Origin of the sequence: Streptomyces sp. NPDC058674 (genome assembly GCF_042716505.1) — a bacterium.
Taxonomy (GTDB): Bacteria; Actinomycetota; Actinomycetes; order Streptomycetales; family Streptomycetaceae; genus Streptomyces.
Genome location: NZ_JBHXSC010000027.1, coordinates 1 through 21,231, shown reverse-complemented (window position 1 = coordinate 21,231; position 21,231 = coordinate 1). Strand labels below are relative to the sequence as shown.

19 protein-coding genes are annotated in these 21,231 nt (G+C 73.9%); 4 read left to right on the top strand and 15 right to left on the bottom strand.

Annotated elements, in window-relative coordinates; all coding sequences use genetic code 11:
* Window positions 1–224 precede the first annotated feature (224 nt).
* Window positions 225–1,415, top strand: a complete 1,191-nt coding sequence (locus ACFWU6_RS16410) for a serine/threonine-protein kinase (RefSeq protein ID WP_383810411.1) — start codon at window positions 225–227, stop codon at window positions 1,413–1,415.
* A gap of 136 nt (window positions 1,416–1,551) precedes the next feature.
* Here ACFWU6_RS16410 and ACFWU6_RS16405 read toward each other — a convergent pair whose 3' ends face one another.
* The 9 genes from ACFWU6_RS16405 to ACFWU6_RS16365 form a co-directional block, all read right to left on the bottom strand.
* A complete protein-coding gene (locus tag ACFWU6_RS16405) occupies window positions 1,552–2,388 on the bottom strand; it encodes a TrmH family RNA methyltransferase (protein ID WP_383810408.1) in 837 nt (278 codons plus the stop codon).
* 42 nt (window positions 2,389–2,430) lie between these two features.
* The gene (gene cobA / locus ACFWU6_RS16400) at window positions 2,431–3,666 is read right to left on the bottom strand and encodes a uroporphyrinogen-III C-methyltransferase (protein ID WP_383810405.1); all 1,236 of its coding nucleotides are present in this window, start codon (window positions 3,664–3,666) and stop codon (window positions 2,431–2,433) included.
* 441 nt (window positions 3,667–4,107) lie between these two features.
* Window positions 4,108–7,446: a nicotinate-nucleotide--dimethylbenzimidazole phosphoribosyltransferase gene (gene cobT, locus ACFWU6_RS16395; protein WP_383981627.1), complete on the bottom strand. Its 3,339-nt coding sequence runs from the start codon at window positions 7,444–7,446 to the stop codon at window positions 4,108–4,110.
* Window positions 7,443–7,568, bottom strand: a complete 126-nt coding sequence (locus ACFWU6_RS16390) for a hypothetical protein (RefSeq protein ID WP_383810400.1) — start codon at window positions 7,566–7,568, stop codon at window positions 7,443–7,445. Before ACFWU6_RS16390 ends, cobT begins: the two co-directional genes overlap by 4 nt.
* Window positions 7,569–7,720: 152 nt before the next feature.
* The gene (cbiE, locus tag ACFWU6_RS16385; protein ID WP_383810398.1) at window positions 7,721–8,935 is read right to left on the bottom strand and encodes a precorrin-6y C5,15-methyltransferase (decarboxylating) subunit CbiE; all 1,215 of its coding nucleotides are present in this window, start codon (window positions 8,933–8,935) and stop codon (window positions 7,721–7,723) included.
* Between the two features lie 79 nt (window positions 8,936–9,014).
* Window positions 9,015–9,704, bottom strand: coding sequence for a GNAT family N-acetyltransferase (locus tag ACFWU6_RS16380; RefSeq protein WP_383810395.1), 690 nt, complete (start codon window positions 9,702–9,704; stop codon window positions 9,015–9,017).
* 197 nt (window positions 9,705–9,901) lie between these two features.
* Window positions 9,902–10,762, bottom strand: a complete 861-nt coding sequence (locus ACFWU6_RS16375) for a MetQ/NlpA family ABC transporter substrate-binding protein (RefSeq protein ID WP_383981626.1) — start codon at window positions 10,760–10,762, stop codon at window positions 9,902–9,904.
* 103 nt (window positions 10,763–10,865) lie between these two features.
* Entirely contained in the window at window positions 10,866–11,534 is a 669-nt protein-coding gene (locus tag ACFWU6_RS16370; RefSeq protein WP_383810388.1) for a methionine ABC transporter permease, read from the bottom strand.
* Entirely contained in the window at window positions 11,531–12,586 is a 1,056-nt protein-coding gene (locus ACFWU6_RS16365; RefSeq protein ID WP_383981624.1) for a methionine ABC transporter ATP-binding protein, read from the bottom strand. Before ACFWU6_RS16365 ends, ACFWU6_RS16370 begins: the two co-directional genes overlap by 4 nt.
* 506 nt (window positions 12,587–13,092) lie before the next feature.
* Between ACFWU6_RS16365 and ACFWU6_RS16360 the strand changes: the two genes are divergently transcribed.
* Both ACFWU6_RS16360 and ACFWU6_RS16355 read left to right on the top strand, forming a co-directional pair.
* Entirely contained in the window at window positions 13,093–13,461 is a 369-nt protein-coding gene (locus tag ACFWU6_RS16360; RefSeq protein WP_383810383.1) for a hypothetical protein, read from the top strand.
* Window positions 13,454–13,870 (top strand): hypothetical protein, encoded by a 417-nt coding sequence (locus tag ACFWU6_RS16355; RefSeq protein ID WP_383981622.1) that lies wholly within the window; start codon window positions 13,454–13,456, stop codon window positions 13,868–13,870. Before ACFWU6_RS16360 ends, ACFWU6_RS16355 begins: the two co-directional genes overlap by 8 nt.
* A 49-nt stretch (window positions 13,871–13,919) precedes the next feature.
* Here the strand turns inward: ACFWU6_RS16355 and ACFWU6_RS16350 are convergent, their stop codons facing one another.
* The 3 genes from ACFWU6_RS16350 to ACFWU6_RS16340 all read right to left on the bottom strand — a co-directional run bounded on the left by ACFWU6_RS16350 (window position 13,920) and on the right by ACFWU6_RS16340 (window position 16,342).
* The gene (locus ACFWU6_RS16350) at window positions 13,920–14,426 is read right to left on the bottom strand and encodes a GNAT family N-acetyltransferase (protein WP_383810377.1); all 507 of its coding nucleotides are present in this window, start codon (window positions 14,424–14,426) and stop codon (window positions 13,920–13,922) included.
* A 37-nt stretch (window positions 14,427–14,463) separates the two neighbouring features.
* A complete protein-coding gene (locus ACFWU6_RS16345) occupies window positions 14,464–15,069 on the bottom strand; it encodes a sigma-70 family RNA polymerase sigma factor (protein ID WP_383981673.1) in 606 nt (201 codons plus the stop codon).
* A gap of 73 nt (window positions 15,070–15,142) precedes the next feature.
* The gene (locus tag ACFWU6_RS16340) at window positions 15,143–16,342 is read right to left on the bottom strand and encodes a glycerophosphodiester phosphodiesterase (protein ID WP_383981620.1); all 1,200 of its coding nucleotides are present in this window, start codon (window positions 16,340–16,342) and stop codon (window positions 15,143–15,145) included.
* Between the two features lie 316 nt (window positions 16,343–16,658).
* Between ACFWU6_RS16340 and ACFWU6_RS16335 the strand changes: the two genes are divergently transcribed.
* Window positions 16,659–17,288, top strand: a complete 630-nt coding sequence (locus tag ACFWU6_RS16335) for a lysophospholipid acyltransferase family protein (RefSeq protein WP_383805326.1) — start codon at window positions 16,659–16,661, stop codon at window positions 17,286–17,288.
* 3 nt (window positions 17,289–17,291) lie between these two features.
* Here ACFWU6_RS16335 and ACFWU6_RS16330 read toward each other — a convergent pair whose 3' ends face one another.
* From ACFWU6_RS16330 to ACFWU6_RS16320, 3 genes are all read right to left on the bottom strand, one after another.
* Window positions 17,292–18,767, bottom strand: a complete 1,476-nt coding sequence (locus ACFWU6_RS16330; RefSeq protein WP_383805250.1) for a membrane-associated oxidoreductase — start codon at window positions 18,765–18,767, stop codon at window positions 17,292–17,294.
* A 77-nt stretch (window positions 18,768–18,844) separates the two neighbouring features.
* A complete protein-coding gene (locus ACFWU6_RS16325; protein WP_383981618.1) occupies window positions 18,845–20,389 on the bottom strand; it encodes an MFS transporter in 1,545 nt (514 codons plus the stop codon).
* Window positions 20,386–20,937, bottom strand: coding sequence for a TetR/AcrR family transcriptional regulator (locus ACFWU6_RS16320; RefSeq protein WP_383805254.1), 552 nt, complete (start codon window positions 20,935–20,937; stop codon window positions 20,386–20,388). The genes ACFWU6_RS16325 and ACFWU6_RS16320 overlap by 4 nt, the downstream gene beginning before the upstream one ends.
* Window positions 20,938–21,231: the final 294 nt, after the last annotated feature.

Sequence of the window (21,231 nt, the reverse complement as noted above, 5' to 3'; positions counted from 1 at the left end):
GGGTCGAAGCACCCCCCGGCACGTCAATCCCCGTGCCCCGAGGGCCGTTTGGGCGGGCCGGGCAGGCGCGCCCCGGTGCCCGCCGTGCGGACTGAAAGACCCTCAAGTGTGCTGTGGCGCACAGACAATCGAATCTCCCGGCGAGGGCGCGGCCTCTGAGCACGCATGCCGGATGGTCCGTAAGCTGTGCCACGTCAACAGGACGACCGGTCAGCGGGGTGGACATGGCGATGATGCGGCTCCGGCGCGAGGACCCGCGTGTCGTCGGCTCGTTCAGACTGCACCGGCGGCTCGGCGCCGGCGGCATGGGCGTCGTGTACCTGGGATCGGACCGGCGCGGGCAGCGCGTCGCCCTGAAGGTCATCCGGCCGGATCTGGCCGAGGACCAGGAGTTCCGCTCCCGGTTCGCCCGCGAGGTGTCCGCGGCCCGGCGCATCCGGGGCGGCTGCACCGCGCGCCTGGTGGCGGCCGACCTGGAGGCCGAGCGGCCGTGGTTCGCCACGCAGTACGTCCCCGGGCCCTCCCTGCACGACAAGGTCGCCGAGGAGGGCCCCCTCACGGCCGCGCAGATCGCCGCCATCGGCGCCGCGCTCTCCGAGGGGCTGGTCGCCGTCCACGAGGCCGGGGTGGTCCACCGGGACCTCAAGCCCTCGAACATCCTCCTCTCCCCCAAGGGCCCGCGGATCATCGACTTCGGGATCGCCTGGGCCACCGGGGCGAGCACCCTCACGCACGTCGGCACCGCCGTGGGCTCTCCCGGCTTCCTCGCGCCCGAGCAAGTGCGGGGCGCGGCCGTCACCCCCGCCACGGACGTCTTCGCCCTCGGCGCCACGCTCGCCTACGCCGCGACCGCCGACTCGCCCTTCGGGCACGGCAGTTCCGAGGTCATGCTGTACCGCGTCGTGCACGAGGAGCCCCACCTGGTGGGCGTACCGGACGCGCTCGCGCCGCTCGTACAGGCCTGCCTGGCCAAGGACCCCGAGGAGCGGCCGAGCACGCTCCAGCTGTCGATGCGGCTGAAGGAGATCGCGGCCCGCGAGGCGCAGGGGCTCTCCGACGGCCGGCCGCCGGCGCAGCGCGCCCGGATCGCCGAGCGGCCGACGGGCCGGCTCCCCGAGGCCGACCAGTACGTCGACCAGCGCACGGAGCGCCGTACCGGCGGGTCCACCGCGCCGCGGGCCCGGGGCGGGCCGCACAGCGGACCGCAGTCGCGGCCCTCCTCCGCGCGCAACCCGGGCGGGCCGTCGTCCCGGCCGACCGCGGGGCGTACGGGCGGCCGTCCGGCCCCCCGCACGACGGGGGCGGGCCGACGGCCCTCACGGCCGGACCCGAAGCTGATGCGGCAGCGGCTGATCGTCTTCGTCGTGGTGACACTGATCGTGGCCCTGGGCATCGCGGCGGCGCAGAAGCTGTGACGCGCGGCCCGGGGCGGTACGTCGGACCTCTCCGGCGGAGCCCCCCGGTCCGCGGCCGTGTGCGGGGCCGGGCGCCGTCCGGCGGACCGACCTGCGCCGGCCCCGCCCCGCCCGCCGCCCCGCGGACGGGCCCGCGCTACGCGCCGTCGCGGCCCTGCGCGCCTTCGCGGCCCTGCGCCACCGCGTAGAAGGCGACGGCGGCGGCCGCGCCGACGTTCAGCGAGTCCACGCCGTGCGCCATGGGAATCCGTACCCACTCGTCGGCCGCGACCAGTGCCTGGGTGGACAGGCCGTCCCCCTCGGCGCCGAGCATCAGGGCGACCCGGTCCAGGGACTGGGGTGCGGCCACGTCGATGGGTGAGGCCTTCTGGTGCGGGGTCAGCGCCAGCAGCTTGAAGCCCGCTTCGCGGACGGAGTCCAGGCTCTTGGGCCAGGCCTCCAGGCGGGCGTACGGCACGGAGAACACCGCGCCCATGGAGACCTTCACGGACCGGCGGTAGAGCGGGTCCGCGCAGTCCGGCGAGAGCAGCACCGCGTCCATGCCGAGGGCGGCGGCGCTGCGGAAGATGGCGCCGATGTTGGTGTGGTCGTTGACCGCTTCCATGACGACCACGCGGCGGGTGGTGGCCAGCAGGTCCTCGGCCGTGGGCAGCGGTTTGCGCTGCATGGAGGCGAGGGCGCCGCGGTGCACGTGGTAGCCGGTGACGCGTTCGGCGAGCTCGGGGCTGACGGCGTAGACCGGGGCCGGGAGCTCGTCGATGACGTCGCGCATGACGTCGACCCACTTGGCGGAGAGGAGCATGGAGCGCATCTCGTACCCGGCGTCCTTGGCGCGTCTGATGACCTTCTCGCCCTCGGCGATGAACAGGCCTTCCGCGGGCTCGCGCCGACGCCGCAGTTCGACGTCGGTCAGGCCCGTGTAGTCGCGCAGGCGCGGGTCGTCGGGGTCCTCGACGGTGATGAGATCAGCCACAGGGTGATACTGCCTTGTCGTGGGTGTGGTGCCAACGGCCTGTCAGGCGCCGGTGGTGCGGGCGGCGTCGGTTCCGACGCGGACGACCTCGCCGATGACGATGACCGCGGGCGGGCGGACCTGCTCGGCGCGCACGGTCGCGCCGACCGTGGCGAGGGTGGCGTCGACGCGGCGCTGGGTGGCGGTGGTGCCCTCCTGGACGACCGCGACCGGGGTGTCCGCGGAGCGGCCGTGGCCGATCAGGGCCTCGGCGATCAGGCCGATCTTGTCGACGCCCATGAGGATGACCAGGGTGCCGGTCAGCTTGGCGAGGGAGGCCCAGTCCACGAGGGAGCGCGGGTCGTCGGGGCCGACGTGTCCGCTGACCACGGTGAACTCGTGCGCCACCCCGCGGTGGGTGACCGGGATGCCGGCGGCGCCGGGCACCGAGATCGAGCTGGAGATGCCGGGGACGACCGTGCAGGAGATGCCGGCCTCGGCGAGGGCCTGGAGCTCCTCCATGCCGCGGCCGAAGACGTACGGGTCCCCGCCCTTGAGCCGGACCACGGCCTTGCCCGCCTTGGCGTGTTCGATCAGCGCGTTGTTGATGGCCTCCTGGGCCATGAACCGGCCGTACGGGATCTTCGCGGCGTCGATGACCTCGACGTGCGGCGGGAGTTCGTCCAGGAGGTCGCGGGGGCCGAGCCGGTCGGCGATGACGACGTCGGCCTCGGCGAGGAGGCGGCGCCCGCGCACGGTGATCAGGTCGGGGTCGCCGGGGCCGCCGCCGACGAGGGAGACGCCGGGGGCGGACCTGTGGCGGTGGCCGGGGGCGGCGAGGGTGCCCTCGCGCAGGCCCTCGACGATCGCGTCGCGGACGGCGGCCGAGCGGCGGGGGTCGTTGCCGGTCAGCACGGCGACGGTGACGCCGTCGGTGCGGCCGGTGGCGGGGGTCCAGGCGGTGGCGGCGGAGGCGTCGTCGGCGCGGACGCACCAGACGCGTTCGCGCTCGGCCTCGGCGGAGGCGCGCTCGTTGTCCTCGCGGTTCTGGGTGGCGATCAGGGCGTACCAGGCGTCGGCGAGGTCGCCGTCGCGGTAGCGGCGGCGCTCCCAGCGGATCTCGCCGGTCTCCGCCATGGCGTCCACGGACGGGGTCGCGGACGGGGAGATCAGCAGGACGTCGGCGCCGGCGGCGATGAGGGCGGGCAGACGGCGCTGGGCGACCTGGCCGCCGCCGATGACGACGACGCGGCGGCCGGCCAGGCGGAGACCTACGGGGTAGGCGGGGGTGTCGGCCATGGCGGTTGCGGCTCCTGGTGGCGGCGGTGGGACGACTGGCCGCTGCTGCGCTGGAGCGGCTGGGTTGACGTGCGGTTTCGGCTGTCCGGGTCCACGATACGACCCGCCCGGCCGGCGGTCCCGGTGGGGCCGGGCCTGCGGCGGCGCGGACCCGCGCCGCGGGGGCGGGGCGCCGGGGGCGGCTTGACGCCGGGTGGGCGGGGTGGCGGGTGGGCGGGGTGGGCCCGGGGGGTCGGGGTGTCGGGCGGGGCCCCTCCGGGGCGTCTCCTCGGCTCGCGAACCTGAGCTCCGCCGATGAGCGGGGCGGGGGTGGTTCGCTCGTCCTGCGGGGACGCCCCGGAGTGGCCCCGCCCGACGCGGCCGGACCGGCGACCCCCACCCGGCCTGCCCCACCGGCGGGGCGGGTCCCGGAGGGGGGCTCGGCCGGCGGGGCCCGGTGGGTTACTTTTCCGTGACGCCCGCGGAGTCGAACGTGGCGACCTCGTGCATCGCGCGGGCCGCGCTCTGGACCAGCGGGAGGGACAGCAGGGCGCCGGTGCCCTCGCCGAGGCGGAGGTCCAGGTCGATCAGGGGGCGCAGGCCGAGCGTGTTCAGGGCCGCCACGTGGCCCGGCTCCGCGCTGCGGTGGCCGGCGATGCAGGCCGAGAGGGACTCGGGCGCGATGGCGCGGGCCACCAGGGCGGCCGCACCGGCGCTGACCCCGTCGAGGATCACCGGCGTACGGAGCGACGCCCCGCCGAGGAGGAGGCCGACGATCGCCGCGTGCTCCAGGCCGCCGATGGCCGCGAGGACGCCGACGGGGTCCGCGGGGTCCGGCTGGTGCAGCTCCAGGGCCCGGCGGACGACCTCGACCTTGCGGGTGTGGGTCTCGTCGTTGATGCCCGTGCCGCGTCCGGTGACCTCTGCCGCGTCCACACCGGTGAAGACCGAGATCAGCGCGGCGGAGACGGTGGTGTTGGCGATGCCCATCTCTCCGGTGAGCAGGGCCTTGTTACCCGCCGCGACGAGATCGCGGGCGGTCTCGATGCCGACCTCGATGGCGGCGACCGCTTCTTCGCGGGTCATGGCCGGCTCGACGGAGAAGTCGGCCGTGCCCGGGCGCACCTTGCGGGGCAGCAGGCCGGGGGTGGCCGGCAGGTCGCCGGCGACGCCCACGTCGATCACGCAGATCTCGGCGCCGACCTGGTTGGCGAAGGCGTTGCAGACCGCGCCGCCGCCCAGGAAGTTGGCCACCATCTGGGTGGTGACCTCCTGCGGCCAGGGGGTCACGCCCTGGGCGTGCACGCCGTGGTCCCCGGCGAAGATCGCGACGGCCGCGGGCTCCGGGATCGGCGGCGGACAGACGCGGGAGAGGCCGGCGAGCTGCGCGGAGATGATTTCGAGCATGCCCAGGGCCCCGGCGGGCTTGGTCATGCGCTTCTGCCGCTCCCAGGCCTCGCCGAGCGCCTTGGCGTCGAGCGGGCGGATGCCGGCGACCGTCTCGGAGAGGAGGTCGTGCGGCTCCTCTCCGGGCAGCGCGCGGCGTCCGTACGTCTCCTCGTGGACGACCCAGGAGAGCGGGCGGCGCTGGGACCAGCCGGCCTGTGCCAGCTCGGGCTCCTCCGGGAACTCGTCGACGTAGCCGACGCACAGGTACGCGACGACCTCAAGGTGGTCCGGGAGGCCGAGCTCGCGCACCATCTCGCGCTCGTCGAAGAAGCTGACCCAGCCGACGCCGAGGCCCTCGGCGCGGGCTGCGAGCCAGAGGTTCTCGACCGCCAGGGCGGAGGAGTACGGGGCCATCTGCGGCTGGGTGTGCCGGCCGAGGGTGTGGCGGCCGCCGCGGGTGGGGTCGGCGGTGACGACGATGTTCACCGGGGTGTCGAGGATGGCCTCGATCTTCAGTTCCTTGAACTGCTTCGCCCGCCCCTTGGGCAGCGACCTTGCGTAGGCCTCGCGCTGGCGCTCGGCGAGCTCGTGCATCGTCCGGCGGGTCTCGGCGGAGCGGATGACGACGAAGTCCCAGGGCTGCGAGTGGCCGACGCTGGGGGCGGTGTGGGCCGCCTCCAGGACGCGCAGCAGCACCTCGTGCGGGATGGGGTCGGTACGGAAGCCCTTGCGGATGTCGCGGCGCTCGCGCATGACGCGGAGCACGGCTTCACGCTCGGCGTCGGCGTAGCCGGGGGCGGCCTCGCCGACCGGTCCGGCTGGCCGGGCGACCACGGCGGGCTCGGCCGCGAGGGGTTCTGCCGGGAGGGGCTCTGCCTCGGCCGCGGGTACGGCGTCCACCGCGGCGGGCTCGACGGCCGGGTCCGCGGGCTCGGGCTCCGCCGGGAGGGACTCGGCCTGCGCGGCGACCGGCTCCGCCGGGGCGGGTACGGGCTCCGCGGCCGGTTCGGCTGCGGCGGGCGGGGCGGGCTCGACCGCCGCGGCGGGCCCGGCGGCCTCCGCGGCTTCGGTGGCCTCGACCGGCTCCGTCGGGAGGGCTTCGGCCGCCGGCTCGGCCTCGGCCTCTGCCGCCTCGACCTGTGCGGGCTCTGCCGGTACGGCCTCGACCTGTGCGGGAGCGGTCTGCGCGGGCTCGGCGGCCGGGAGCTCCGCGGGCAGGGGCTCCGCCGCGAGCGGCTGGGCCTCCGCGGCGACCGGCTCGGCGTCGGGCGCGGCCGGGACGGGGGCCGGGTCCGCGGGCCCGGCCGCGGCGACGGGCTCGGCGGCGTGGACGGGCTCGGAGACCTCGGGGGCCACCGCCTCGGGGGTCGCCTCGCCCTCGGGGGCCTGAACCACCGTTTCAACGGGCGCGGGCGCGGACGACGGCTCGGCCGCGGCGGGCGCCGGCTCGTCCGGGACCTCGGCCGGTTGGGGCTGCTGCGCCTGCTCCGGCTGCTGCCCCTGCTCCGGGGCGATCACGAGGATCGGCTCCGGTGCCGCGGCGGGCTCCGGCTGCGGTTCGGCAGCGTTCTCCGGCGCCGCGGCGGGCTCGGTGGCCGGCCCGGGGTCCGCGGCGTCCGCCGGAGCGTCCGGCTCGGCCGGCGGCTGCGGCGCGAACACCGGCTCGACCGCCCACGGCGCCCCGGCCTGCGGCGGGATCTCGCCGAGCTGCGGGGCGGGGGCCGCGGCGGCCTCCGCGCGCGGGACGTCGAGGTACTCGGGGCCCGTGGTCGGCGGGCCGGCCTGCCGGACCGGCATCGGCGAAACCGGGGTGTTCAGCACGGAGACGGGCTGGGCGGCCGGGGCCTGGGCGGTCGCCGGAGCAGCGGCGGGCCCGCGGTCCGCGAGGGAGCGTACGACGCCGCCGGTGGCCTCGGGCACCGGTGGGCCCATGTGCAGCGGGCGCCGGGCTGGGGACGCGTGCGCGGCGGGAGCCGTCTGCGGCGGGCCGACGAGTCCGCCGAGGTCGAGCGAGCCCGAGTCGCGGCCGCCCGCCTCGTGCGCGCCGGCGCCGTAGGACGTGTCGGGGTACGAGGGCGCGGAGAAGTCGGGGTACGCCGGTTCGGCGTACGCCGCCGGGGCCTCCGGGAAGGAGGGATCGGCGCCGTAGGGGGCGTCCGCGTACGTCTGGGGCGGGGCGGGGAAGACGGGGGCGGGCGGGACCACCTGCGGGTCGCTCCAGGCGCCCTGGCCGCTCGGCATGAGCAGCAGTTCCTCGTCGTCCGCCTCGGCCGGGTTGTCCATGAGGTCCTGGAAGGCGTACCCGGCGGGGATCGGCGCCGGAGTCCGGGCCGGAGCGGGGATGCCCTGCTGATCCACCATGCCCGCGTCGTCCGGGTGGCCCTCGCCCGGTACCTGGCCGGTGTCAGTCATGCGTACCCCTCGCCCATCGGTGTTGCCTCTTCGATCGTCCGGTCGCCCACGAGGCCGCCGAGCGGCGCCGCGGTGCGGGCTTCCGTGCGGCGCACCGGCCCCACGTACACCCTCCACGACAACCACTAAGCATTGTCGCGCCCGTTCGCCGAGATGGCGGCCATAACCGCCGCGGGCCGCTGTGGACTGCGCCACGTCGCGCGTCCCGGCTGCGCCGCGGTGCCCGAAACGTCCTGGGCGGTACGACGATCGGCCAGCCTACCCCGCTCCTGTGTCAGCGGGTCACGGGGCGTTCGGCCGACAGCAGGAACACCACGGAACGGTCCTGTTCGGCCCAGGTCCGGGTGTCCAGGCCCACCGACTGGAGCAGCGCGCACTCGACGGCGTACCCGTGTTCGGTGAGCGCCCGGCCGATGGCCTCCGCGTCGTCGCGGGTGGAGGCGTGGCTGACGATCCGTTCGGGGCGGCGGTCGGCGACCGCCGCGACCACTTCGGCGCCGCCGCCGCCGACGCGGACGACGTCGGGTTCGGGCAGGTCTTCCAGTACGTGCGGGGCCCGGCCGGTGACGACCTGGAGCTGTACGCCCCGCCGGCGGGCGGCGGCGGTGACGCGTTCGCAGGCGGCCGGGTCGGCGTCCACCGCGATGACGGCCGCGCCGAGGGCGGCGGCGTCGACGGCGACACCGCCGGAGCCCGCGCCGATGTCCCATACGAGGTCGCCGGGGCGCGGGCCGAGCCGGGCGAGCTGGGCGGCGCGCAACTGCGCGGTCTCCCCCTCCCTGGTGCCGGCCCGGGGGCGGGCCCAGCCGCGGTCGGCGGTCTGCGCGGCGGACTGGGCGGCGGACTGGCCGAGCAGCCAGCCCGGTTCGGCGGTGGGAGCCTGTCCGGCGCCGCCGACGACGATGACGACGTTCGGGTCGCGCCAGGTGTGGTCGGCGGCCTTGTCCGAGGTGAGGACGCTCACCTGCTCGCGCTCGGTGCCCAGTTCCTCGCAGATGACGAAGGTGCGGTGGATCCCCCCGAGGAGCAGGGCGAGTTCGGCGGGGCCGGCGCCGGGCGAGGTGAGGACGGCGACCTTGCCGTGGGCCCGGCAGACGTTGACGGCGCGGCGCAGGGTGCGGGGGTGGGCGACGACGACCTGGGCGTCGTCCCAGGGCATTCCGGCGCGGGCGAAGGCCGCGGCCACGGCGGACACCGCCGGGACGACCTCCACCTCCAGGCCGTGCTCCGGGGCGCGCAGGGTGCGTACGACGCCGAAGAAGCCGGGGTCTCCGTCGGCGAACACCACGGCCGTTCCGCGGTGGCCGGCGATGCGGCGGGCGGCGAGGCCGAGGCTGCCGAGGCGGATGCGCTCGGCGGAGGGGGGGACCTCGGGGAGGGCGAGGTGGTGTGCGGCGCCGGCCACGAGGGTGGCGCCGCCGAGCGCGGACCGTGCGGCCGCGGTCAGGGGCGAGCCGTCCCAGCCGATCACCGTGACCCGGTCGGCCATCGTCGTCAGTCTCCTGGTGTGGGGGCAGCCGAAGCTTCGTCAGGGTGGTCGGGCACGGTGAGACTACCTGGTCATCGGTTCAGTTCCAGTCCGCGCCCACGACACGGCCGTTGGCCCCGGCGCGCTGTCCGTACCCGGTGGTGCCGGCGTGGGCGTCATAGCCGTCATAGCCGTCGTAGCCCTCCGTGTCGTCGAGGTCCTCGGGGACGAGGCTCCAGACGATGAGGTCGGTGCGGGTGTCGGCCCACGTTCCGTCGGGAGCCTGGGTGCGCACGATCCAGGCGTTGCGCAGGACGCCCTCGCTGATACAGCCGATCTTCTGGGCGACCTGCTGGGAGGCGGTGTTGTCCGCGGCGGTGCGCACTTCGAGGCGCTCGAAGCCCTGGTCGCGGAAGAGCCACTGGGCGACGGCGAGCACGGATTCGCTGGCGTAGCCCTCGCCGCGGGCCCAGGGGGCGGTGACGTAGCCGACCTCGGTGGCGCGGGTGCGCCAGTTGGTGTTCCGGAGGTGGACGACGCCGACGAGGCGCTGGGTGAGGAACTCGGTGACGGCGAGCACGATGCCGCGGCCCCGGGTGCGTTCGGCGTGGGACTCCCGGGTGGCCCAGGCGTGTGCGTCGGCGTGCGTGTAGGGGTGGGGCGCGGTGGTCCAGGCGATGACGCTCTCGTCGTTCATCATCTCGGTGAGCGCGGTGACGTCCTCTTCCTCGAAGGGGCGCAGCACCAGCCGGTCCGTGCTGATGGTGACGTCCGGGAAGGTGGTAGTCATGCGGAGCTCCAAGCCTGGGACCGTGGTGCGACCGTGGTGCGAGGCGACCGCGTGCGGAACCGTTCGTGCGGGCCGGTCCCTGTGGGTCGTAGGCCACAGCATGCAGCATGGGGCCGGGTCGGTGCAGGGCCGGGTTGCCCGGAAGCGGGCAGAGCTCGGCCCCGCACGCCGACGGGGGCGGGCGGGGCCGGGAGGGGTCAGGACTTCGGGGCGCCGAAGGCCGGGACGACCGAGCCCTGGTACTTCTCCTCGATGAACTTCTTGACGTCGTCCGAGTTCAGGAGCTTGGCGAGCTTCTGGATCCGGGCGTCGTCCTGGTTGCCCTCCTTGACCGCGAGGAAGTTGGCGTACGGGTTCCCGTCGGCCTTCTCCAGGACCAGCGCGTCCTTGGCGGGCGCCAGGTCCGCCTCGATGGCGTAGTTGCCGTTGATTACGGCGGCGTCGACGTCGTTCAGGGCGCGCGGGACCGTGGCGGCCTCCAGCTCCTTGAACTCGAGGCCCTTCTTGTCGGTGATGTCGGACAGCTTGGCGCTGGTGCCGACACCCTCCTTGAGGGTGATCAGGTTGTTCGCGGCGAGGAGCTGGAGCGCGCGGCCCTCGTTGGTGGTGTCGTTGGGGACGGCGACGGTCTGGCCGGCCTTGATGTCGGTGAGGGCCTTGGCCTTCTTGGAGTAGAGGCCGAGGGGCTCCAGGTGCACGTCCACGACGGGCACGATGTGCGTGCCGTTCTTCTTGTTGAAGTCGTCGAGGTACGGCTTGTGCTGGAAGTAGTTGCCGTCGACCTGGCCCTGCTCGGTGGCGGTGTTCGGCAGGACGTAGTCCGTGAACTCCTTCACCTCGAGCTTGAGGCCCTCCTTCGCCGCGAGCTTGTCCTTGACGAAGTTCAGGATGTCGGCGTGCGGGCTCGGGGAGGCCGCTATCACGAGGGGCTTGCTCTCGTCGGCCTTGCCGCCGCCGGACGTGGCGGCCGGGTCCGAGGAGCTGCCGCAGGCGGTGAGGCCGAGGGCGAGCGCGGAGGCGGTGGCGGCGAGGGCGGTGAGCTTGGTGTTCTTACGCACGAAGAGTGCCTTTCTTGCTGAACAAGTACCGAGACTTGCTGGTGGTGGCCCAAGCACGACAAGTGCGGGCTTTCTGGGGGAGGGAGTCTGTGGGCCCGGGGGCTCAGGCGGTCCGGCCGCGGCGTGCCAGGAGGCGGACCACGCCGTCGCCGATCAGCTGGATCACCGTGACGAGGACGATCAGGACGACGACGGTGGCGACCATGAAGCCGGTCTCGAAGCGCTGGAAGCCGTACGTGATGGCCTTGGAGCCCAGTCCTTCGCCGCCGACGGCGCCGGCCATGGCGGAGTAGCCGACCAGGGTGATGACCGTGGTGGTGACGCCGGCGACCAGGGAGGGCAGGGCCTGCGGGAGGAGCACCTTGCCCACCAGGGTGGGGACGGACCCGCCCATGGACTCGACGGCCTCGACCAGGCCGTGGTCCACCTCGCGGACGGCCGTCTCGACGAGCCGGGCGAAGAAGGGGATGGCGCCGATGGCCAGCGGGACGATCATGGCGGTGGGGCCGATGAAGGTGCCGACGACGGCGGTGGTGACGGGGATCAGGAAGATCAGCAGGATGATGAACGGCAGCGAGCGGCCGATGTTCACGATCACGCCGAGGACCTTGTTGAGCGGCTGGTTCTGCAGCAGGCCGCCCTTGTCGGTGAGGACGAGCAGGATGCCGACGGGCAGTCCCCCGAGGACGGTCACCAGGGTGGACCACAGCACCATGTAGAGGGTGTCGTACGTTCCCTGGGTGAGCAGGGGCTGCATCTCGGACCAGGTCACTTGGCACCATCCTTGACCAGTGCGGCGATCTCGGAGTCGAGGTCGGAGTCGGCGTCGACGACGTCGATCTGGAGGCCCTGCTCGCGCAGGAAGCCGACCGGGACCACGTTGTCCTCGTAGCGGCCGGGGAGTTCGATGCGCATGCGGCCGATCTGCCGGCCGGCGACGGTGTCCATCGCGGCGCCGAGGATCGAGATGTCGATGTTGTACGTCCGCGAGAGCTGGGAGATCACCGGCTGGGTGGCGGCGTCGCCGTGGAAGGTGACGTCGACGACCGTGCGGTCGGGGCCGGAGGCGGCCCCGCTGACCGGGAAGAGCGCGCCCGCGAGCTCCGAGCCGGGGGTGGCGAGCAGTTCGGCGACGGTGCCGGACTCGACGACCCGGCCGTTCTTCATGAGGGCCGCCGAGTCGCAGACGGACTTGACCACGTCCATCTCGTGCGTGATGAGCAGGACGGTCAGGCCGAGCTGCTGGTTGAGGTCGCGCAGCAGCTGGAGGACGGACCGGGTGGTCTCGGGGTCCAGGGCGCTGGTGGCCTCGTCGGACAGCAGGACCTTGGGGTCGCCGGCCAGGGCGCGGGCGATGCCGACGCGCTGCTTCTGACCGCCGGAGAGCTGGGCGGGGTAGGCCTTGGCCTTGTCGGCGAGGCCGACCAGGTCGAGGAGTTCCAGGGCCTTGCGCGAGCGCTCGCGGCCGGAGGTGCCGAGGATCTCCAGGGGCAGCTCGATGTTGCCCTGGACGGTGCGCGAGGACAGCAGGTTGAAGTGCTGGAAGACCATGCCGATCCGACTGCGGGCCTCGCGGAGCTCCCTGGAGGCGCGCCGGCCCCGGCCGGCCAGTGCGGTGAGGTCGACGCCGTCGACGCTCACGGTGCCCGTGGTGGGCCGCTCCAGCAGGTTGACGCAGCGGATCAGGGAGGACTTGCCGGCGCCGCTCTGGCCGATGACTCCGTAGACCTCGCCCTCGCGGACGTGGAGGTCGACGCCGTCCAGGGCGGTGACCTCGCGGCCACGGGACTGGTAGACCTTCGTGAGGCCCGATGTGGTGATCACAGGATTTCCGTCGCTGTCGAGTGCACGGCGCAGCGGGGTGCCGGGCACGGGGCGTACGTCTGGGGACGCGATACGGGTCGGAGCCATCACAAGACGTCGGGCGTCAGGCGGGACGATGGCGGCGACGCGTGCGCGGGGCAGGACCGGTCCGCGCTCGCGGGGAGCGGGCGGAGCGGCTGCGCCGGTCTCGCTTCGGGGCGCGAGGATCGGGAGGGGGCCCTCAGAAGGCGCACATTCGACACATACAACGAGCACCGGGCGTCATCGTCGCCTCGGTCGCAAGGGTGCGGCTGCTCGTCGTGGTCATGGGCCCAAGTAAAGCAGACGTATCCCGTGACCGATCAATGCCGTCCGGTATGCGGACGGAATTCGACCACATGCCGGACCACATGCCGGACCACACCGGAACGGAGCGGGGCATGGGCACGCCTGCGTCATGCCGTCCGGGGAAGCGCGGGTCCAGGGGTGCGCGCATCGGGTTTTTCGGCCCGTAATACCCTCGCTGCATGCTCGACGCCCTGACGGTCGCCATCGGCGTGGCCGCACTCGCCCTCGCCGCCTGGTGCGGCCACGCCGCCTGGCGGGACCAGCCGACCAAGGACTGGCACTTCATCGGCATGGCCGTGGTGACCCTGCTGGTCCTGGCCCAGCTGGTGGTCGGGCTGGTCGCGCTGGCGCGGGGCGGGGAGCCCGACGAGGGCACGGTGATCTTCGTGGCCTACCTGCTGGGCGCCTTCGCGACGGTCCCGGCCGCCGGGATGCTCTCGCTGACCGAGCGGACCAAGTGGGGATCGGTGACGGTGGCCGCGGGCGCCTTCGTCCTCGCCGTCCTCGAAGTACGGCTCCACGACATCTGGGGAACCACCGGTGCCTGACACGACGACGGACGCTCCCGCCGGCCGCGGGCGGCTGGTCTCCGGCCCGGGACTGCTGCTGGTCTGGCTCTACGGGGTGATGGTGGTGGGGGCCGTCTCGCGGTCGGCCTACCAGATCTCCACCGAGTTCGACCGGGCGCCGCTGGCGTACTCGCTGTCCGCGGTGGCCGCCCTGGCCTACGCCTTCATCACGTACTCACTGGTGCGCGGCGGGGAGAGGGCCCGCAAGGCGGCGCTGGTGTGCTGCGCCGCCGAACTGGCCGGCGTACTGGTCGTGGGCACCTGGACCCTGGTGCGCCCCGACGCCTTCCCCGACGCGACCGTGTGGTCGGACTTCGGGATGGGCTACCTGTTCATCCCGGTGGTCCTGCCGGTCACCGGGATGCTCTGGCTGCGGCGCAAGCGCTGACGGGACCGGGCCGGTGCTGCGGTCCGGTCCGGGGGCTCCGGGGGCGGGCTCAGGCGCTGACGGCGAAGCCGGTCGGGGCCTTGGCGTCCTTCTCCAGGATGACCAGCTGCACGCCGTCGGAGGCGGTGCGGCCGCCGACCCGGGTGTAGCCGGCCTTGCGGTAGAGCCGCAGGTTGGACTCGCTCTTGTGCCCGGTGTGCAGGCGGAAGCGGGCCGTGGCGCCGTGGCCGGCGAGGGCCTCCTCGACGGCGCGCAGCAGACGCGCACCGAGGCCGTGGCCCTGGAGGCGCGGGTGGACGCAGAGCTTGGCGATCTTTCCGGTGCCGTCCGCGTCGACGCTCCCGCGCACGGTGCCGACGACCTCGTCGCCGAGGCGGGCCACCAGGACGGTGTCCGCCGCCAGCTCTTCCTTGAGGGAGTCCAGGGTCTGGGTGAGCGGCTGGATGCGGTAGTTGCCGTACAGCTCCGCCTCGCGCTGGAAGGCCAGGTACTGCAGTTTGAAGATCTGCTCGGCATCCTCGGCAGCCGCTGCCGAAATGGTCACGCTCATGCCCATGTGCGCATGCCTCCCGCTCACCTGGTGGCCCGATGGTCTACCGCTCCTTTCCCCACAGGCCAGGAGCCGCAACCTCTGCAGCCAGCATTCTGCGCAGACATCCCAGGCAACGGGAACGGACGGGCCCCAAACTTCCTTGTGAGATACCCAACTCCCCTGCGATTTCACGGTAGGTGAGGTCTCTGGGCGAGAGAAGTGCCCCCATCAGCTCCGGACACCGTCCCGGAAGCCGGGCGACGGCCGAGCGCAGGACCCGGTTCTCCTCCCCGTGCAGCAGGGCGCTCTCCGGCTCCGCGGCGGTCCCGGAGCCGGCCGCGGGGCCCGCGCCCGCCGACGGGCCGTCACCGGCGCGGTCGCGTCGGCGGCCGCCGCCGGCGGGGCGGCGCCGGTCGTCGTACGGGACCTCCCGGCGGGCGCGGCGCCGGGCGAGGCGGGCCTCGGCGCGCACCGCCCGGCGCAGCCAGCGCGCGGGCTCGGCGGGGTCGGCCGGGTCGGGGGCACGGCGGCCGTCCTCCAGCAGCCTGACCCAGACGGCTTGTTCGAGGTCGGCCGCGTCCACTCCGGTGCCCGGGGCCTCCGCGGCCGCCTCGGCGGAGAGCAGGGGGCCGAGGTTCTCCAGCAGGTCAGCCTTCAGCAGGTCCATGCCCGGCGGGACGAGCGGGCCGGGCCCGGCGGTTTCCGACCCGGGCACGGCCCACCCGTTCGAGGACTTGCGCTCAGCGGTTGACGGGGCGGCGGCCCGGCCGGAAGGACTCGGCCGCGAGCAGCCCGGTGTCCGGGTTGTCGGTGAAGATGCCGTCGATGCCCTGCTCGAAGTACGTACGGAAGGCGCCGAAGGCGTCCCCGTAGGCGGCCGGGTCGGCGCCCTTGCGGTACTCGGCCGGCAGGAAGCTGTTCTCGTTGCGCGCGGTGTAGGGGTGCAGCAGCAGCCCCCGGGCGTGGGCGTCCCGCACCAGGGTGGTCGGGGCGGTGAGCCGCCCGGCCGCGTCGCGCGGGAGGATCAGGTCCATGGTCGGGCCGATGCCCTGGGCGAAGCCCGCGATCCACTTCAGGCCCTCGGGCTTGACCAGGTCCGCCACCGTGCGGGGGTCCTGGGCCGCCTCGAAGTCCCAGGGGCGGGTGTGGGCGGCGGAGAGCAGGACCACCCGGGGGGCGGACACGAGCCGGGAGAGCCGCTGGATGCTGGTGGGCTCGAAGGACTGGAGGAAGAGCGCGGCCCCGCGGCCGTCGCGTCCGTAGCGGCGCAGCAGCTTCGCGAGCGGCTCCTCCAGCCCGAGGCCGAGCGCCCGGAAGTAGCTGGGGTGCTTGGTCTCGACGTGCAGCCAGACCCGCCTGCCGCGCCGCTTGCCCTCGCGGTCGGCCCAGCGCAGCACCTCCTCGAAGGTGGGCACGGCCCACCGGCCGTCGTAGAGGGTGTTGCGCTGGCGGACGGCCGGGATGCGCTCCTTCGCGCGCAGGGTCTTCAGCTCGGCGAGGGTGAAGTCCTCGGTGAACCAGCCGGTGACGGAGACCCCGTCGACGGACTTGGTGGTGCGCCGGGCGGCGAAGGCGGGGTGGTCGGCGACGTCGGTGGTACCCCCGATCTCGTTCTCGTGGCGGCACACGAGGTGGCCGTCCCGAGTCGGGACGAGGTCCTGCTCGATGACGTCGGCGCCCAGGTCGAGGGCGAGCTGGTAGGACCCGATCGTGTGCTCGGGCCGGTAGCCGCTGGCGCCCCGGTGCCCGATCACCGTCGGATACGGGAGGTCCCGGTACCCGCCGTCGCCCTGCCCGCCGCCGTGTCCGTCGCCGTGTCCGCCGCCGTGTCCGCCGCCCGCCGCGGAGGCGCTTCCCGCCCCGAGGCCGGCGATGCCGGTGCCCGCCGCCAGGACGGCCGCCCCCAGTACCGTGCGCCGCGCTGCTCCACCGTGCGTCATGAGTGCCACTCCTCGTCCGAACGGGCCCGCGGCCCCGGCAACTCCGGTCGTTGCGGCGTCTCGCGGCCCCCGGTCCGGCCGGCCGATGGTAGACAGAGGAAGGTGGCCGCCGGACCGGCTCGCGGGGAACGTGGCGCGAACGCGCGTCAACACTGCGTATCCGACACGTGAACCCGATGTGCGATCAGGGGCGACCCGCGAGTATCGTCCTCACCTGCACTACCGCCGTGTGGTGGGCGTGCGCGAACCGCTTTTCGATGCCGGAGGGCCCACGTTGTTCCGTACCGCGCTCATCAAAGCCACCGTCGGACCCGTCATGCGCCTGATGTTCCGCACCCGCGTGGAGGGCATCGGGAACATCCCCGGATCCGGACCGGTGATCCTCGCGGGCAACCACCTCACCTTCATCGACTCCATGATCCTTCCGCTGGTGTGCGACCGCACGGTCCACTTCATCGGCAAGGACGAGTACGTGACGGGCAAGGGCCTCAAGGGCCGGCTGATGGCGTGGTTCTTCACCGGCTCGGGGATGATCCCCGTGGACCGCGACGGCGCCAACGGCGGGGTCGCGGCCCTGATGACCGGCCGCCGGATCCTCGAGGAGGGCAAGGTCTTCGGCATCTACCCCGAGGGCACCCGCTCCCCCGACGGCCGGCTCTACCGCGGACGCACCGGCATCGCCCGCCTCACCCTGATGACCGGCGCCCCCGTGGTCCCCTTCGCCATGATCGGCACCGACAAGCTCCAGCCGGGCGGCGCCGGGATGCCCCGTCCGGGCCGCGTCACGGTCCGCTTCGGCGAGCCGATGGAGTTCTCCCGCCACGAGGGCATGGACCGCGACCGGTACGTGCTGCGCGCGGTCACCGACTCGGTGATGGCCGAGGTCATGCGGCTCTCCGGCCAGGAGTACGTGGACATGTACGCCACCAAGGCCAAGGCCGCGTAGGGCCTACTGCCGCTGGAGGGACCGGCTGACGCCCGCCGCCGTCGTGGTGGCGAGGACCCAGCCGGTCACGATCAGCAGGTACGACAGCCACTGGTGCCAGCCGCTCGGCGCGTAGGCGGACTCCTGCCCGAAGCCGACGATCGGCAGCATCAGGTCGAGCGTGTAGAACACCGGGTTGAAGTCCGGCGCCTCCCCCGCCTTCAGGGCGCGCGGCGGAGTGGCCGTGTAGGCGGCCACCCCGGTGAGCAGCAGCGCCAGCAGCCACCCCGCCGCGCGCAGCGGCCGGAAGCCGTAGCCGACGGTGCCGTCCTGGAGGAGCCCCCACAGCCGGGCGTGCCGGGGCAGGGTGCGGCGGTGGCGGCGCAGTTTGGCGAGCTGGACGGTCCGTGCGGCTGCCTCGTCGCCCGCCGTGCGGTAGGCGGCGGCGAGCTGTTCGTAGGCGTACGGGAGATAGCCCGTCTCCTCCCGCTCCAGTGCGGGCAGCCGCTCCTCGGCCGGGAGGTGCGGGGCGAGGGTCCGGTAGGTGAGCCCTTCGATGCGGATCTGCGCCGGCCAGGTCTCGGGCGGCATGTGCAGCCGGTCGAACTGCGAGCGGCGTAGGTTCAGACCGCCCTGGATGGTCTCGCAGGAGCGCAGCCACACCTCCCCCACCAGGCAGCTGGAGGCGCGCAGGGCGACGCCGCCGGGGTTGACGAACCGGGCGTAGGCGAAGTTGAGCTGGCCCGGTATGCGGGAGCCGGTCAGGTTGACGCGGCCGTGGGCCTCCATCCGCATGGCGCGCAGGTCGGTGCCGACGGTGAGGGTCTCTGCGTGCAGGGCGGTGTCGCCGGGGGCGAGGAGCCGGGCGCCGTCGAGGTTGACCTGGCCTCCGACGGTGGCGCCGTTGATGCGGGTCTGGCCGTGGACGGTGAGGTCGGTGGCGATGACGTCGGTGGCGATGTCCGCGTGGTTGAACTGGAGGATCGGCTCCCGGCCCTCCCCGGCGGAGGCCGGAGTGCCGATGACCGCCCGCTGGAGGAAGAGGCCGCCGGAGATGCGGGCGCCGGAGAGCCGGACGGGGCCGGTGATCGTGCAGCAGGGCAGCCGCAGCACGACGTCGATGCTGACGGAGGTGGCGGTGAGGCCGGGGAGCGCCGAGTCGCTCAGCACCAGGGCCCGCAACTGCGCTCCGTAGACGAGGGGTTTGCGCTCGAACCAGCAGCCTCGCAGCCGGATCGCGTGCTCGACCACGGCGTACTTCAGGTTGAGCTTGCCGGTGATGCGGGCGCCGCGGATGTTGAGCCCGGCGACGTGGCCGGCGGCGCTGGGCCCGCTGAGCAGCAGGGCCGTGAGCACCTCGGCGCGGACGGTGCGCTCGGGGCCCCAGCCGTCGCCGTCGGCGGCGTCCTCCTCCGGGTCCGGCCGGAAGTCGACGCGCTCGCCGCGCGGGAAGGCGTCCCGTACGCGGCGCTCGGCCGGGGTCAGATCGTTGATCTCCATCGCCGGGATGGTGTCCCGCGGTTCGGCACCCTGTCAACTGCCCTCATGAGGAAGCCTTTTGGCCGGATGACGACAGGTCAGTGCTCGATGCCGTCCTGGAGCGCCTGGCCCTTGAGCAGGAACCACGCGGCCGCGGCGGTCGCCAGCAGCACGGCCGCGCCGACGCCGGAGGCGAGCCGCAGTCCGTCCACGAAGGCCTCCTGGGCCGCGCCGACCATCTGCTGCGCGGTGTGCGGGTCGAGCGCCTTGGCCGCCTCGACGGCGCCGCCGAGGGATTCGTGCGCGGCGTCCGCGACGGCCGGCGGGACCGAGGACGGGGCGGTGAAGTCCTGGTAGACACCCGTGACGATGGAGCCGAGCAGGGCGATGCCGAGGGCGGCGCCGAGTTCGTACGCCGTCTCGGAGACGGCCGAGGCCGAGCCGGCCTGTTCCTTGGGCACGCTGGAGAGGATCACGTCGGCGGTGACGGTGAAGGAGAAGCCGGCGCCGAGGCCGACGAAGAGCAGGGCCGCGCCGAGCAGCGGGTAGCCGGTCTCCTTGTGGACCAGGGTCAGGGCGGCCAGGGCCAGGCCGATGGCGGCGAGGCCGCCGGCGACGGTGGACCGCACCGAGTACCGGCGGGCGTACCGGCCGGCGAGCAGGCCGGTGACCACGGCGCCGATGGCGGCGGGCAGCTCCGCGAGGCCCGCCTCCAGCGGGTCGCGGCCCTGGACGAGCTGGAGGAACTGGGAGAGGAAGAAGACCAGCCCGGAGAGTCCGAAGACGGTGAGCAGGTCGGCGAGGACGGCGCCGGAGAAGCCGCGGTGCCTGAAGAGCCGCATGTCGAGCAGGGGCGCGGTCAGTGTGAACTGGCGGCGGACGAAGGCGTACAGGAAGGCGGCGCCGATGACGGCCGCGGCCCAGACGCCCCAGCTCATGCCGTGGGTGGCGACCTCCTTGACGGCGTAGACCACGCCGATGACGCCGACGAGGGACAGGACGACGCTGACCAGGTCCCAGGGGCCGGCGACGGGGTTCTTGGACTCCGGCAGCAGCTTGATCCCGACGAGGACCAGGACGATCATGACGGGCAGGTTGATGAGGAAGACCGAGCCCCACCAGAAGTGCTGGAGCAGGGCTCCGCCGACGACCGGTCCGACGGCCGCGCCCGCGGAGGCGGCGGCGCCCCAGATGCCGATCGCGAGGCTGCGCTCCCTGGGGTCGTGGAAGATGTTGCGGATCAGGGCCAGCGTGGACGGCATCAGGGTGGCGCCCGCGACGCCGAGCAGGGCCCGGGCGACGATCATCATCTCGGGGCTGGTCGCGTAGGCGTTCAGGACCGAGACGGCGCCGAAGGCGGTGGCGCCCAGCAGGAGCAGCTTCTTGCGGCCGATGCGGTCGCCGAGGGAGCCCATGGAGACCAGCAGGCCGGCGATGACGAAGGAGTAGATGTCGCCGATCCAGAGCAGCTGGGTGCCGGACGGCTTGAGGTCCTCGCTGAGGGCGGGCGTGGCGAGACCGAGCACGGTGGCGTCGACCGCGACCAGCAGCACGGCCAGGACGAGCACGCAGAGCGCGAGCCAGCGCCCGGGACTCCTGGGCTCCGCCCCCTTCTGCCTGCTCAGCTGTTCTGTTCGGCTCATTTCTCCACGCTCCGTCGTGCGCCACCGAGCAGCAGCTCGGTGATCATGTACTGGAAGTCCTTGGCGGCGACCCGGCCGTCCATGACGGCCCAGGCGCAGGTGCCGACGAGGCCGTAGAGGGCCTCGGTGAGCCAGGCCGGGCTCAGGTCGATCCGGATGTCGCCCTCTTGCTGGCCGCGCCGGAAGAGGGCGCCGACCCGGGCGTCGAGCCGGGCCCATCCCTCGTTGACCTGGTCGCCCTCGAACAGCTGGTTCTCGCTGACGAGGAAGGCCAGCAGCTGGGCGTCGGGCTCGACCGCGGCGACGAGGCGCCCGAGGGCGTCCACGGCCGTGCCCTCGTCGAGGCGGGCCCGGTCGAAGGCCACCTCGAACTCCCGGATCCCGAGCTCTTCGAGCGCCCGCACGAGGGCGTCGCGCCCGGCGAAGTGCCGGTGCAGGGTCGCCCGGCCGATCCCGGCCGCCCGGGCGACCTCGTCCATCGTCGCGGTCGACTTCCGGGAGAGCAGGGCGGCCGCGTCGCGCAGCACCCGGTCACGATCCATAGCCATGAGACAAGCATAACCCGATTGAGACACACGCGTCTCACCGAGCAGGCCGCGCCGGCGCTGCTGCTGCGGATCGACGAGCGGTTCGGGCTCGCCGGGGCCGACTTCGAGGCTCTGGCGGAGTGGGGCGGCGCCGTGTGAGGCTCGGCTCCAGGGGAACGCGGCCGGGGAACGCCGTGGGGGGGGGGGGGGGGCGGGGGGGGGGGGCCCCCCCCCCCCCCGGGGGGGGGGGGGTGGGTTGTGGGGGGCCCCCCCGGTGGTTAGCAACAGCAGGCGGGATAGCGTAGGAAGAAAAAA